The following is a 14,171-nucleotide window of genomic DNA, read 5'->3' as shown; positions in this document are numbered from 1 at the left end:
AAGCAGAATTATGACAGCTATCATTGCTTTATCATTATTTGGAATCTCTAATCTATTTTTAGGTTTTTGGTTATCGCGTAAAATGATCCAACAAATCACCTTGTTGTTCCTTGCCATCGGCATGGGTATAACGGTGATGGACTGGAATCATGAGTTCCTATGGTTTGGAAACATGTTCCGGACGAACAATACATCGATCAACTTCAGTATCATCATTCAAATAGCCGCATTTTTTGTGGTTGCCTTTTCGAATGCTTTTGGTCAAGATGATGAACATACGCACCCAGCTGAGTACTATGCCATTTTACTGTTTTCTACAGTAGGCGCTATTATCATGGTCTCATTTGACCATCTAATAATGTTATTTGTGGGTCTTGAAATTTTATCCGTGGCTATGTACGTGCTGACGGGGTCCGACAAACGAAATCTTCGTTCTAATGAAGCGGCCATTAAATATTTCTTAATGGGTTCCTTCGCGACAGGAATTTTGTTGTTTGGAATGACCTTAGTTTATGGGGCGACTCGTTCGTTTTATATCTCGAACATGGCGACAGTGATCGCAACGACAGCACCTGAATCCATGCCATCGTTTTTGTATGCGGGTGTCCTATTAATGCTTGTTGGCTTACTCTTTAAAGTATCTGCGGCTCCCTTCCACTTCTGGACACCGGATGTGTATGATGGCGCGCCAACTATCTTTACGATGTTCATGTCGACCGTCGTAAAAACGGCTGGCTTTGCAGCGATATACCACATATTCGCAGGCATTTTTGGGGGCTTGTACAGCACTTGGGTAATGCCGGTATATTTTATCAGTATGTTAACCTTGGTCATTGGAAATGTTACAGCGGTATACCAACAAAGCATTAAGCGCATGTTGGCATATTCAAGCATTTCCCATGCCGGCTATATGTTAATGACTGTGTCTGCTCGCCAAGAAAGTTCAAACTCCACGATTCTATTTTATTCATTGGCATATACCTTAGCTACGTTGACGGCGTTTGCTGTATTTAAATTAGTATCAGAGCATCAAACAGGCCGTGTTGAAAAACCCGAGCATTTCCAATCATTTGAAGGATTAGCCAAGTCCAATCCCTTCTTAGCGTTTTGTTTTACGGTTGCTATGTTATCATTAGCGGGAATTCCTTTAACAGCAGGCTTTTGGGGGAAATTCTTCGTATTCTCAGATACCTTTAATCGGAATATAATTTATCCAGTCGTGTTGGCAATATTGATGTCAGCAGTAGGTATTTACTATTATTTCAAGGGAATCATTGCTGTTTACTTCAAACAAGGTGAAATCGAAAAAATTGAAGTAAGTCCACTTTATCAAGTCGCATTAGTCTTAACAAGCTTGGGCACCTTGGTGCTGGGGCTATTCCCGAATATCGTTAAAAGCCTTTTTTAATTGAAGCCAAAATCGCAACTCTTTAATCGGAAAGATTTAGTCGCCTACTTTCTAATCGCGGGTACGGGTGCGATGATTCAATTATTAGCCGGAGCATTATTGAAAGATTGGTTTCATATGGCTTATGAGAAGACCATATTACCTGCTTATTTTATTTCATTAATTGCCGGATTTATCATGACAAAGCTTTTTGCATTTGATGCTAGGGAATCAAAACAGACCCGGCGAGAAATGATCAAGTTTATGATGGTGGCTACCTTTTCAGGATTTGTTACTTGGGGATTCAGTATTTTACCCTACCATATTATTCAAACAAAATACAGCGATTTATTAATTCAGATACCCTATTCATTCAAAAAGGTTAACGTGACTCAAATTAGCACAACCTTAAATGGCATGGGATTCAGTTTTGTGTCAAACTTTGTTTTGCACAAAACATTTACCTTCAAAAGCAGTGGATTTTACGACCGTTTCAAGGATCTAATCAAGTAATACGTCTGTTTTTCAGGAGCAACTATTAAATTAATCTTAATTTTCTTGCGTAATAGATGCACCAAAATAAGCCTTAAAGGCACTTTTTCGCAAAATAGCCCTCAAATCTTAAAAAAATCTTAAAAATTTTAGGAGATTGTTTGCAAATAAATAATTAAGCCGTAGATTTGTAGCTCAAACCTTAAAATATTACAAAAATGAAAAAAGTATTCGCTTTAGCTTTCGTTGCTGGTATGGTAACTTTAGCATCTTGTGGTGAGAAAAAAACTGAAGCTGCTGCTGATACAGTAGCAACTGATACTGCTGCTGCTGCACCAGTTGATACAGCTGCTGCTGATACAGCTGCTGCTGACACTGCTGCTGCTAAATAATTTTAGCCAGTCTCACAGAAAAAAGTCCTTCGTTCGCGAAGGACTTTTTTTATGCCCCAAAATGGATAAAAACAGAAAAATAGTTTCATTTTTAGACCACTTCCCTCCTAAAGTGGCTGAATACTGTTTTAATTTATGGGATGAATTAAAATTTGAATTCATTGTAACTAAAAAACGAGATAGTAAACTTGGCGATTTTCGATTCGCTCCAAAAAAAGGATTTCAAATTACGGTCAATCATAATTTGAATCCCTACGCCTTTTTAGTTACCTACCTTCACGAAGTAGCTCATCTACTTACCTATCAGCGGCATAAAAATCAAGTAAACCCGCATGGTCAGGAATGGAAAAATGCATTCGGAGAGCTATTTGATCCCATTCTGGATCCTGAATTATTACCCGAGGAATTGGTACCTGTATTAAAAGCCTACCTAAAAAATCCTGTGGCTACCTCCAATGGCTTTACCCCCCTTGTAGAGGCACTAAAAAAGTACGATATTAATCAAGATCCTGCCATGCTATTGTTCAATGTCGGAGAGGGTAGCATCTTCCAATTAAAAAACCTCCTACTAAAGAAAGGGAAACTACGCAGAACACGTTACATTTGCCAAGAAGTCCAAACAGGCAAATTATACCTCGTAGCGAAAAATGCACAAGTTCAACCCATCGATGCATAAGCGGTTCCTCCTCGTTACCCTACTGTGTTTCGTATGTATTTTTCAAACGAGTTTCGGCCAAAACACTTCCCCCTTACAACAAGGGAAATGGATAAAAATTGCGGTCACTCAATCCCAATTTTACCGCATTAATCAAGCTTGGTTCAAAAAGCATCAGATTTCTGTCGGAAGTCCTGATAAAATTAGCATTTGGGGATCAAAACCCGGAATGCTTGACCCCAAAGATGAGAATCAGGCAGGCTATTTACAAGCAATCCCTACCGCTTCGCTGCTTTCTACCAATAATTCTTGGGACATCCTGTTTTGGGGAGACTCTCCTCATTCAATCAAGCAGCAAGGGACCTGGGGCCAACAAACAAATTTATACAGTGATACAACCTTTTACTTTGTCCAAATTGACGCGGCAAAATCAAATTTAATCGAAGAAATTAGCCCGCAAGCCGCCTCGGGCAACACACTCCCCTTTGCCTATGGCTTAAAGCACTATGAGCCCGAAACGTATAACCTCATGCAATCGGGACAAACATGGCTGGGTGATGCATTCTATGGCAATGGAAACAAATTCCTACAATATTCATTAAATGACTATTATGAAGGGAAAGCTGCATTTTTAACGGCAAAATTTTATGCAAGTAGCATTTCAGCGAGTTCGTTTTCATTTCCCAACTTAGGGAAGAGCATTAATCTAACTCCCATCAGCGGAAATCGATATGACACAAAAGCGAGTAGCGAGATTCTATCAACTTGGGTAAGTCCGACGCTGAGCGCGAATGGCTGGACTTGGCCTATCCAATTTCAAAGCAATGGGGGAACGGGCTACATCGATTACATCAGTCTCATGTATCCGCGCAGCCTAGATGCTAAAAATGCCAACCCACTCTATCTATTGCCGAATAAAAGTGATTCGACAATCCATATCTCGATTCCTAATTTGAAACCCGAGCAACAAATATGGATCAATAATGGTGGGACCCAATGGAAAAAAATTGCCTCAAACAAGGCATTCCAATTTACCTTCCAAACAAACAGTAGACTTGCCATCGCAGACGTTAACCTAGCGAGTGAACCCATTTTCTGTGGAAATCCTGAAAACCAATCTGCATTTGCGATCCCCGCTGCCACTGAAATGCTCGTGATTTCATCTCCTACGCTACGAAAAGAAGCAGAAAAACTAGTCCTTTATAAATCGAGTGAACGTAATATACCCAGTAGCTCATTAACTACTTCAGCCATCTACCAAGCATTCAGCGGGGGGAAACAAGATGTTAGTGCCATTCGAAATTTCATCCGTTTTCAATCCCGAAAATTAGGCTCAAAATTAAAATACGTGATTCTATTGGGCGATGCATCCATCGACTACAAAGGACAAAACGCGGTTTCGACCCCACTGGAAAAATCAAGCTTTGTACCAACCTATCAAAGTGTGGAATCGCTCCAGCCCTTATTAAGTTATTCCTCCGATGATTATTTCGGAATTGTAGGTCCCAATGCTGGACAATGGCAGGAAGGAAATAATATCCCGCAAGCTGATATTCAAGTAGCCATTGGGCGAATACCGGTCAAAAATCCACAAGAGGCCAATATGTTTCTAAATAAATTGAGGGATTATGAGAAAAAACCGCGCGCGCGAGCCAGTCAATTTGCTTGGGTAGCCGATGATGGAGATGCAAACATCCACATGCAAGATGCAGAAGATTTCGCCAAACTGCTTCTAAATGGATTAGTTACGGGCCAACAACACAAAGTGTACTTGGACCAATATCCATTCAAACAATCTAATGGCGTCTATACAAGTCCGTTAGCCACGCAGGCCACTTTGGGTTTGTTTGAGCGGAAGGCAGACTTCATTCACTACACTGGCCATGGATCTGAAAGCGGGTTGGCTGATGAAAAATTAGTGACGACGAATGATTTAGTGGGATTGAAAAACAACAGCAATCTCCCGATTTTATTAACCGCAACTTGTCAATTTGGTCGCTATGATGACCCCAATATTTTGTCGGGCGGCGAAGTCAGTTTATTATCAGACCAAGGAGGGGCCATCGCTTTAATTAGCACAACGAGACCTGTTTTTCAGAGCAGCAATTATTTATTTGGCCAAGCATTTTACCAAGCATTAATCGCAAACCGATCAAACCCTTCCTACCGATTAGGTGACTTATTCCGCGATGCCAAAAATAAAAGCCAAAGTGGTGTCATTAACCGAAATATTCAATTATTGGGTGATCCTAGTTTGTCGCTACCTTGGGCATCGTCGAAGTTAAGTGTCGAACTCAATCGCGACAAGCAAGAATTACGTGTGTCAGGTCAAGAAATAACCAACGAGGATTTGACTATCCAATTACATCGAATTGATGATACCAAAACCACATTAGGAAATAAAGGATCAGCTTACACCTATCAAACGATGAGTTCGACCATTTGGAAAACGACACAAAAAAGCCAAGGCAACAGCCTAACAGTTAACCTAAATACGCTACCGACACTCGTCGAAAATCAAGCCTACCAACTGCAAATCTGGTCAACGAAGTCATCCGCCTCAATTCCGATTTCGAACTGGCGAAACAAACAAATCCCAGACCCAATAGCACCCAAAATTACTGTCAATTTGATGGATGAGCTAATCCAATCATCAAGCAAAAACCCAAGCATTCAGATTAGCTTTGCTGATTCATCTGGGTTAGCTTGGGTGAATTCCAAGGGGGAACTTGCCAGTATCATCGTTGATGACAGTATCCGTACGGAATTAGCGCCCATCATTCAAACGAAAAATGGAAACAGCCGATTGGCCGAAGCAAGAATACGATTAAACAAGTTAAAACAGGGGAAACATAAAATATCGGCGTTTTGTTGGGACATCTACAATAATTATGCTGAGCAAGCGTTAGAGTTGCAGGTAACAAATGAGGATGAGCAATCAAGTATGGGTAAAGTTTACCCAAATCCATTGTCAAGATCCTTTCATTTTGTTTTTGAGCAGGATAAGCCCTGGAACCGAATTCCCTATGAAATGGAACTTAGCAACATGGCGGGGCAAGTGATTTTGAGGCGTACGGGTTATGGTGAATACCTGGAATCCAAGGAGGGAATTATTGCATTTGATTGGAGTGAAGATGAATGGCAGAAGATGAACCCGCTAATGATTATCAAAATAAGCTTGCTGGATGAGCTTCAGAAGGAATTGAAAATATTTAGAATTAAAACCAGTACCCTAAAATAAGTTTTCATATTTTTTTTATCATTAGAACATTCTATATCCTAAAAATTAACTATTTTTGACTTTAGCTTCTTATTACTGAAAGACTCTCTTTAAATTAATATACAATGACGAAGAATTATTCAATTTTCCAAAAAGCGCTATTTACAGCATTAGCTGTTATGGTAGGTGCTGTCGCTTACGGCCAAACATTGGTTTCGGGACAATTAAATTCGGGTAGAATTCCTACTCCAACCATGTTGTTCTTAAATGTGGCACCAGACGCTCGTTCCGCAGCGATGGGAGACGCAGGTGTGGCTATTTCATCGGATGTTAACGCGATCTATTGGAATCCTGCCAAATTAGCTGGCGCAGACAAAGACTTAGGATTTGCTATTTCATATACACCTTGGTTACGTAACTTGGTAAATGATATGGCTCTTTACAACATTGCTGGTTACAAAAAAACATCGAAGGATCAAGCATTCGGTTTTTCGATCAACTATTTTGACCAAGGTCTTTTCCAAGCTACGCTAGCAAATGGAACAAGTGCTGGAAATTTTAACTCGAAAGAATATGCATTGTCATTAACACACGCGAGAAAATTATCAAATGCGCTTTCACTAGGTGTTAATTTAAAATACATCAACTCTAACTTGTTAGGAAACTACCAGGGAACTTCAGGAACGGGAGTTGCCATGAAGCCTGCACAGACAGTTGCCGCTGACATCGCGTTGTATTGGAATACTAACTCAGAAAAGAATTGGAATTATACGTATGGTTTAGTGCTTTCAAACATCTCGGGTAAGGTTTCTTACGGTGGTGCTGAAAAGAACTTTATCCCTACGAACCTACGTGCCGGTGTTGCTGCGGTAAAAAATATCGACGATAAAAATAAGTTAACATTCACGTTGGATTTCAACAAGTTAATGGTCCCAACTCCACAATCAGTTGCTATTGATGCGAATGGTAATAAAGTTGTTACAGGTACTGACCCAACAACAACTTCGGCCATCGGCGGAATTTTTGGATCCTTATTTGATGCACCCGATGGATTTGGAGAAGAGTTAAAAGAAGTAACAACATCAATTGGTGCTGAATACCTTTTCAATAACACATTCGCTGTTCGTGGCGGTTATTTTAACGAAAGCGAAATGAAGGGAAATCGTAAATACTTTACCATGGGTGTAGGATTTAAGTTAGACCAAAAATATGGTTTTGACTTTGCTTACTTAGTTCCTACAGGAACTAGCAGCCCGTTAGCGAATACATTACGTGTGACTTTATTAGCTGCTATCAACAACGATAACGGTAAAAGATAATTAAACAAATTTCTTGTTTGCCAAATGACATTCCCGACGGAATGTCATTTGTTTTATAAACCATTATGCTGAACCGAACCATTGCCCCAGACGCCTATCCAATCGAGTTAATCAAGTTCCCAGAGGTAAAGACAAGTCGTCTTGCGAATGGCCTAGCGATTCAATCCTTATCACTTGGCGAACAACCCGTATTCAAATTAGAATTTAGTGTCCCAGCAGGGGCGAGTTTGGCAGAGAAGACTGGCATAGCTAGTCTAACAAGTTCTTTGATGAAAAGAGGAACATCTCAACGCAATGCAACGGAGATTCATCAAATTTTTGACTATTATGGCGCGTTTTGGGATATTCAAATGAATCTTGATACGGCAACCTTTGTCCTTTATGGCCTGAGCAAACACCTCAAGTCCCTCCTACCCTATGTCATCGAAATCATCCAAGAGGCCAATTTTCCAGTCGATGAATTCGAAAAAGAGATTGCGATAGAGGTGCAGAAAAATAAATTAAACTGGCAAAAAACGGCCTTTTCTGCGAGCCAATTATTACGCCAACAACTTTTTTCACCCGACGCATATGGTCGTGTTTCCACACAAGAAAGTATTGAGGCCATTCAGCAAGTTGATCTACTCAATTTTCATTCAAAACATTGGTTAGGGGCCATGCCTCAGATCTTTCTTTCGGGTAAAATCAATGAGTCAGAACTGGAAGAAGTGCAAAAAACATTTCAGGGATTGCCTACGCATGTGGCCCAAAAACTTAATCCATTTGCTCCGAATGAAACCCCGAAGGCGCCTATCCACGAAATCCGGGAAAATGCGATGCAATCCTCCATACGTTTGGGAATGATATCCATGACTCGGCATCATCCAGACTACTTTAAGTTCAGTGTATTGAATACCGTTTTAGGTGGATTTTTCGGATCACGCCTGCAAAAAAATATCCGTGAAGAGAAGGGCTTCACCTATGGAATTTCCTCCTCCATCGTTCCCATGCAACGAGCAGGCTACTGGGTAGTTGGCACAGATGTAAATAACAGCAACGTAGAAGAAACCTGTGATGAAATTCGGAAAGAGATGCGAAAACTCCAACAAGAACGAGTGGGAATCGAGGAACTCGAATTAGTCAAAAATTACTTACTGGGGAGTTTTACGGGCGAATTGACCCAAGCATTTGATATCGCTGAGAAAATCAAAGTTATTCAATTAGAGAATTTGCCGAAAGACTTCTACGATCAGTTCCAACGACAAATTATGGAATGTACTCCTGAAGATTTATTGGAACTGGCCAATAAATACCTAGATCCAGCAAATCTTCAGGAAGTCATTGTGGGTGGTCGTTAAAAACGAGCTAATTCGCGGAATTCGTTTACACGAGCCTCCAAGTCTTGATCCGTAATTTCAAGTAATCGCTCCGTGCCAAACTTTTCGACACAAAAAGACGCCATGGCTGAGCCATATACAATAGCCTTACGCATATTCTCAAAAGAAGTATCATCCGTCTTTGCGAGGTATCCAATGAACCCTCCTACGAATGTATCCCCAGCACCTGTTGGATCAAATACCTCTTCCAAAGGTAATGCTGGACAATAAAACATATTTTGGTCCTGGAATAACAAGGCACCATGCTCGCCTTTCTTGATTATCAAGGTCTTGGGGCCCATAGCCATAATCATCTTAGCAGCTGTACGCAATGAGTACTGTTCCGATAATTGGCGCGCCTCCTCATCATTGATACACAGTACGTCAACCATCTTTAACACCTTCTTAAGGTCATCCATCGCCACATCCATCCAGAAGTTCATCGTATCCATAACGATTAGTTTCGGGCGTTTAGCCAAGCCCTCAATGGCCTCGATCTGAACTTGAGGCGTTAAATTCCCCAACATAAAATATTCGCAATCTTGGTATGATGCCGGAATTTCAGGTTTAAAATCCGCCAATACATTCAAATCGGTCACGAGCGTATCGCGTGAATTCATGTTGTTGTGATACTTCCCCGCCCAGAAAAAAGACTTTTCTCCCGCCTTAATTTGTAAGCCGTCCAGATTGATGCCCTTAGACGTTAAGGTGTCCATATATGCCTGCGGAAAGTCATCACCCACAACTGCCACCACATTTACGCGCGGCAAGAAAAAAGCAGATGATAAGGCGATATACGTACAAGAGCCTCCGATAATTTTATCGGTCTTTCCATAAGGGGTCTCTAATGCATCGAACGCAACGGTTCCAATTGTTAATAAACTCATGATTAAGGATTTAACCAACCTTAGGACAACGGCTAAAGGGCTGGTTTGGATTAAAAAATAAACGATATGTAATATAAGTCTTCTCGTTGGTCGCCCCTAATTGTGAGACAAAACGCAACATCTTTGGATTAAAATCTCCTACCCAGTTCATATCCATAGTTTCATATGGATAAAAAGGATTCTCGCGCGCAGCAGTCCGAAAGCGCAAGGCAATCGCAGACTCGACTCCTTTCCCTTGGTGGTCAGGAACAACCCCAAAAATAACCCCACAAGCGCGCGTCAAAGCGCCACGCATCTTCAGTAACAAAAACTTGATCATTCCCCACCAATTCAAACGACCATTTAAATGTTTAATGATTTGATTGAGATCTGGAATCACAATAAAAAAAGCAACCGGTTCCCCCGTCGTTGTATATGCAAACCACAATAATTGCTCATCGATAATCGGCTTCATCGTCTTCACCAAGCGTTGCGCTTGCTCTGAACTCATCTCCTTAACTCCCGGAAACTTAGCCCAAGCCGCATTGAAAATAATGCGAAAATCCTCCGCATATTTATTCAATTTTGACTTCTCAATGTGCTGAAAAAAGTATTCAGGACTCTGATAAATTCGACTCGCCTTTTCTTCAATCGCTTGACTCACATTTGCCCCACGAATGGAAGAAACATAGACATATTGCTGAAAGTAATCCTGAAACCCATATTCCTCAAAAAACGGAATGTAATATGCTTTCGTCCAAGGCATTTTATAGGTAGGCTCATATTCCCATCCCTTGACCATCAGGCCCCAAAAACTATCCCGCTCACCAAAATTAACCGGGCCATCCATCCCCTCCATGCCATGCTCCTTCAACCAAGATTTACAGGCATCAAACAACATAAATGCGGCCGTTTTGTCCTCAATACACTCAAAAAATCCCATGCCGCCGACCGGCACCTCCTCTTTCGATTGCTCATAAAATGCAGCTACCCGACCAATAGCTTGGCCTGCATCATCGAATAAGATCCAACGTATAGCATTCCCTTTCTTGAAATGCGGATTTTTCTTCGGGTTAAAAATCGATTCCACATCCGAATCCAAGGGACGAATCCAATTAGAATCGGATCGATAAAGATCCACCGGAAATTGTAAAAAAGCACGTTGAAGCGATTTGTCCTCGCCTACTTCCATTAGCTGCATGATAGAATTTCAAAAACACACAAAGATAACACAATTAGAAAAGAATCGTTTCGAACTAGAGGAATTTGGGATGTTTGGTGAATTAAAAGAATCGGCGTAATTTTAATTCCTTTTTGAGGAGTCTACAATAGCCCTAGAATTCATGCAGCCGTTAAAAATATACAACACACTCAGTCGAGAGAAAGAAGTATTTACCCCGATCAACGCACCCCATGTGGGACTATACGTTTGCGGTCCAACGGTCTATAATTTTGTGCACTTGGGTAACCTCCGCACCTTTACCTCATTTGATATCTTACACCGATATTTAAAATTCATTGGCTATCAGGTTCGATATGTACGTAATATAACGGACGTGGGACATTTGGTCGGCGATGGCGATGAAGGCGAGGACAAAATTGGCAAAATGGCCAAATTGGAGAAACTGGAGCCCATGGAAATCGTACAGCGCTATACGAATGATTTTCATGATGTTTTGACCCAATTTAACTTATTACCTCCAAGCATTGAACCCACTGCCACTGGGCATATCGTTGAACAAATCGAAACGACAAAAATTTTATTGGAGAAAGGTTTGGCCTATGAGTCCAATGGGTCTATCTATTTTGACATTGAAACCTATAACAAGCAGGGCGGAGATTATGGTCATCTTTCAGGCCGTGTTTTAGACGATCTATTGACTGAAACCCGTGATTTAGACGGAGTAGGCGAGAAAAAGAGTCCCTTGGATTTTGCGCTTTGGAAGAAGGCCTCCCCAGAACACATCATGCGCTGGCCTTCCCCTTGGGGTGACGGTTTCCCAGGTTGGCACCTTGAATGTACCTGCATGAGTCACAAATATTTAGGTGATACTTTTGATATTCACGGTGGTGGCATGGATTTAAAATTCCCACACCATGAATGTGAAATCGCCCAAGCGAAAGCTGCCCATGGACGGGCTCCCGTACGCTATTGGATGCATACCAACATGCTGACGGTCAACGGCCAAAAAATGAGTAAATCCTTAGGCAATTCCTTTTTACCAAGTGAATTAATTGCCGGAGCACACCCGCTATTGGAACAAGCTTACAGCCCAATGACAGTTCGTTTCTTCATGCTGCAATCGCAATACCGAAGCACCTTAGACTTTTCGAATGAGGCTCTAAAGGCCGCACAAAAAGGCTATAAGCGTATCGCGAATGGCTTACGCATCATCAAAGGAATGGAATTTGAGGCGGATTCTGCGGGCGATTTAGCTCAAGAACAGATTGCTGAAATTGATAGCGCCATCCAAGGATGCTACGATGGAATGAACGACGATTTAAATACGGCCGTAACAATTTCACATCTATTTACGTTATTAAAGAAAATCAACCAGCTCCACACGGGACAACTCGCATTTGCCCAAATTGGGGAAGAGACTTTTGAGCGATTAAAGACCAATTACATCAATTTCTTAGAGCAAGTATTGGGTCTTCGAGAGGAGTTCCCATCGGATCAAGAAGCATTGATTAAGGGAATGTTAGCCTTGTACAGCAATTTCAAAGAGAAACGCGAGTATGACAAGGTAGACGAAATTCGAGCTAGTTTCAAGGCCATGGGCTTGTTGGTGAAAGATATGAAAACACGCATCGACTGGGCATACGAAGAATAAAATTATGTTTAGAAATTTATCTCCTACGGTACGAAATTTAATTTTCATTAATATCGCTGTATTCGTTTTGGGCGGGTTCATCCCGGATGAACTCTTAAGTCTCCATTATTTTCAAGCGAAGGATTTTCATGTGTTCCAATTGGTCACTTACATGTTTTCGCATGCAAGTCTGATGCATTTAATTGGTAATATGTTTGGCCTCTTTATGTTCGGATCTTTACTAGAGCGAATTTGGGGGGCACAACGTTTCTTGTTTTTCTATTTTTTCTGTGGAATTGGAGCGGGGTTGTTGTATATGGGGATCCAGCACTTTGTGGACTTCGCCGACTTCCGTCAAGCAACCCAAATTGTATTGAGCGATCCAAGTTCAATGCATTTATATGATTATGCACAGCATTATCAAGTAATTCCTTTGCCCGATGGAAATGTCAATATTGAATGGGCAAAAGCAAATTATGCGGAATATGTCAATCGCAGCCAATTGGTGGGCGCCTCCGGAGCCGTATTTGGCATCTTGATGGCCTTTGGTTATTTATTCCCTAATTCGGAAATGTATTTATTCCCATTCCCTATCCCCATTAAGGCCAAATATTTTGTAAGCTTTTATGGTATGTATGAATTATACCAAGGGATTCAACAGTACGAGGGAGATAATGTAGCTCACTTTGCGCACATCGGTGGGATGTTGTTTGCTGTCATTCTTTTGATGGTATGGAAGACCAAACGCAATCATTTTTATTGATATGCGTGGCTTCTGGCAAGATATTCAACGCGTATTACAACAGCCTGGACAAGGTTTAGTAAAGATCATTGCTATAAACTGCGGAATCTTCATTTTGCTAATGATTTTTCGCTTACTTAGTATTTTCTCCGGGCATTCGTTAGCCTACGATTCATTGTTGGAATCACTCACCTTATCTTCCCAATTTTCGCATATTTTACAAGCCCCTTGGAGCCTAGTTAGCTACTTTTTTGTGCATGTTGAACTATTTCACCTAGCCTTCAATATGATGTTTTTGTATTGGTTTGGCCAAATACTCCAAGAAGTGGTTGGGAATAACAAAAGCGTCCAAATCTATTTTTGGGGCGGCTTGTGTGGAGCCCTTGCTTTTTTCTTGGCTTATCATTTCATCCCTTATTTTAATCAAAAAGGAGATGCTTATTTATTAGGCGCATCCGCTGGCGTATTTGCCATCGTCATGGCTGCAGCCACGCTGAGACCCAATTATGAAGTTCAGCTCTTTCTAATCGGAATCGTGCGCATCAAATACATTGCCGGATTTTACATGCTCTGGTCCCTGCTCGAAACCGTGGGTGTCAATGCAGGAGGAAACATCGCCCATTTGGGCGGCGCTTTGTGTGGTTTTTACCTAGCCTATGCAGTTGAACATCCTTTCACGTGGCGATGGCCTCAAAAAAAAGATCGTGTTTTTATTGATGCCAAATTCACCCGCGAAACTACTCCACGTAAACCCGCCGAAAACATCGATGAGGAAGAGCTGAACCGTATTCTAGATAAAATATCGAAGTCGGGATATGACTCCCTAAGCAAACAAGAGAAGCGAAGATTGTTTACCGCAAGTCAAAAAAATGAGTAAGGCTCAAAAACATTTTTACCTTTGTATAGTTTTTCTTTCACTTGAATAAATTA

Annotated in this window: 12 protein-coding genes; 10 read left to right on the top strand and 2 right to left on the bottom strand. The window is 41.2% G+C overall.

The features are described 5' to 3' along the window. Positions 1-10 precede the first annotated feature (10 nt). The 7 genes from ACMH5P_RS09645 to ACMH5P_RS09615 all read left to right on the top strand — a co-directional run bounded on the left by ACMH5P_RS09645 (position 11) and on the right by ACMH5P_RS09615 (position 8,802). The gene (locus tag ACMH5P_RS09645; RefSeq protein WP_459494159.1) at positions 11-1,408 is read left to right on the top strand and encodes an NADH-quinone oxidoreductase subunit N; all 1,398 of its coding nucleotides are present in this window, start codon (positions 11-13) and stop codon (positions 1,406-1,408) included. Then, positions 1,409-1,900, top strand: a complete 492-nt coding sequence (locus ACMH5P_RS09640; RefSeq protein ID WP_459494158.1) for a GtrA family protein — start codon at positions 1,409-1,411, stop codon at positions 1,898-1,900. A gap of 197 nt (positions 1,901-2,097) precedes the next feature. Further along, positions 2,098-2,271, top strand: coding sequence for a hypothetical protein (locus tag ACMH5P_RS09635; RefSeq protein ID WP_459494157.1), 174 nt, complete (start codon positions 2,098-2,100; stop codon positions 2,269-2,271). Between the two features lie 61 nt (positions 2,272-2,332). Then, on the top strand, positions 2,333-2,947 hold the full coding sequence (locus ACMH5P_RS09630; protein ID WP_459494156.1) for a SprT-like domain-containing protein: 615 nt from the start codon (positions 2,333-2,335) through the stop codon (positions 2,945-2,947). After that, on the top strand, positions 2,919-6,167 hold the full coding sequence (gene porU / locus ACMH5P_RS09625) for a type IX secretion system sortase PorU (RefSeq protein WP_459494155.1): 3,249 nt from the start codon (positions 2,919-2,921) through the stop codon (positions 6,165-6,167). Before ACMH5P_RS09630 ends, porU begins: the two co-directional genes overlap by 29 nt. Positions 6,168-6,271: 104 nt before the next feature. Continuing rightward, positions 6,272-7,465 carry a type IX secretion system outer membrane channel protein PorV gene (porV, locus tag ACMH5P_RS09620; protein WP_459494154.1) on the top strand — a complete coding sequence of 398 codons (1,194 nt, stop codon included), beginning with the start codon at positions 6,272-6,274 and terminating at the stop codon, positions 7,463-7,465. Between the two features lie 65 nt (positions 7,466-7,530). Continuing rightward, positions 7,531-8,802 carry a M16 family metallopeptidase gene (locus ACMH5P_RS09615; protein WP_459494153.1) on the top strand — a complete coding sequence of 424 codons (1,272 nt, stop codon included), beginning with the start codon at positions 7,531-7,533 and terminating at the stop codon, positions 8,800-8,802. Here the strand turns inward: ACMH5P_RS09615 and ACMH5P_RS09610 are convergent. After that, complete coding sequence (locus ACMH5P_RS09610; RefSeq protein WP_459494152.1) at positions 8,799-9,707, bottom strand: PfkB family carbohydrate kinase; 909 nt, start codon at positions 9,705-9,707, stop codon at positions 8,799-8,801. The genes ACMH5P_RS09615 and ACMH5P_RS09610 overlap by 4 nt on opposite strands. Before the next feature lie 10 nt (positions 9,708-9,717). After that, a complete protein-coding gene (locus ACMH5P_RS09605) occupies positions 9,718-10,887 on the bottom strand; it encodes a hypothetical protein (RefSeq protein ID WP_459494151.1) in 1,170 nt (389 codons plus the stop codon). A 142-nt stretch (positions 10,888-11,029) separates the two neighbouring features. Here ACMH5P_RS09605 and cysS point away from each other — a divergent pair, with 142 nt between their 5' ends. From cysS to ACMH5P_RS09590, 3 genes are read left to right on the top strand one after another with little or no spacing between them, the layout of a single operon-like run. Beyond that, the gene (gene cysS / locus ACMH5P_RS09600; RefSeq protein ID WP_459494150.1) at positions 11,030-12,520 is read left to right on the top strand and encodes a cysteine--tRNA ligase; all 1,491 of its coding nucleotides are present in this window, start codon (positions 11,030-11,032) and stop codon (positions 12,518-12,520) included. Positions 12,521-12,524: 4 nt separating this feature from the next. Continuing rightward, on the top strand, positions 12,525-13,262 hold the full coding sequence (locus ACMH5P_RS09595) for a rhomboid family intramembrane serine protease (protein ID WP_459494149.1): 738 nt from the start codon (positions 12,525-12,527) through the stop codon (positions 13,260-13,262). 1 nt (position 13,263) lies between these two features. Continuing rightward, complete coding sequence (locus ACMH5P_RS09590) at positions 13,264-14,118, top strand: rhomboid family intramembrane serine protease (RefSeq protein WP_459494148.1); 855 nt, start codon at positions 13,264-13,266, stop codon at positions 14,116-14,118. The last annotated feature ends 53 nt before the right edge of the window (positions 14,119-14,171 follow it).

Source organism: Aquirufa sp. 5-AUSEE-100C1, from assembly GCF_054558655.1.
Note: the sequence above shows the minus strand (reverse complement) of the source record. Positions and strands in the feature narration are given on the sequence as shown.

What these genes read in the sequence shown, in the direction of transcription:
- ACMH5P_RS09595 (WP_459494149.1), top strand. Translation starts at nt 12,525, where the DNA reads ATGTTTAGAAATTTATCTCCTACGGTACGAAATTTAATTTTCATTAAT.
- ACMH5P_RS09590 (WP_459494148.1), top strand. Translation starts at nt 13,264, where the DNA reads ATGCGTGGCTTCTGGCAAGATATTCAACGCGTATTACAACAGCCTGGA.
- cysS (WP_459494150.1), top strand. Translation starts at nt 11,030, where the DNA reads ATGCAGCCGTTAAAAATATACAACACACTCAGTCGAGAGAAAGAAGTA.
- porV (WP_459494154.1), top strand. Translation starts at nt 6,272, where the DNA reads ATGACGAAGAATTATTCAATTTTCCAAAAAGCGCTATTTACAGCATTA.
- ACMH5P_RS09615 (WP_459494153.1), top strand. Translation starts at nt 7,531, where the DNA reads ATGCTGAACCGAACCATTGCCCCAGACGCCTATCCAATCGAGTTAATC.
- ACMH5P_RS09645 (WP_459494159.1), top strand. Translation starts at nt 11, where the DNA reads ATGACAGCTATCATTGCTTTATCATTATTTGGAATCTCTAATCTATTT.
- porU (WP_459494155.1), top strand. Translation starts at nt 2,919, where the DNA reads ATGCACAAGTTCAACCCATCGATGCATAAGCGGTTCCTCCTCGTTACC.
- ACMH5P_RS09635 (WP_459494157.1), top strand. Translation starts at nt 2,098, where the DNA reads ATGAAAAAAGTATTCGCTTTAGCTTTCGTTGCTGGTATGGTAACTTTA.
- ACMH5P_RS09630 (WP_459494156.1), top strand. Translation starts at nt 2,333, where the DNA reads ATGGATAAAAACAGAAAAATAGTTTCATTTTTAGACCACTTCCCTCCT.
- ACMH5P_RS09605 (WP_459494151.1), bottom strand. Translation starts at nt 10,887, where the DNA reads ATGCAGCTAATGGAAGTAGGCGAGGACAAATCGCTTCAACGTGCTTTT.
- ACMH5P_RS09610 (WP_459494152.1), bottom strand. Translation starts at nt 9,707, where the DNA reads ATGAGTTTATTAACAATTGGAACCGTTGCGTTCGATGCATTAGAGACC.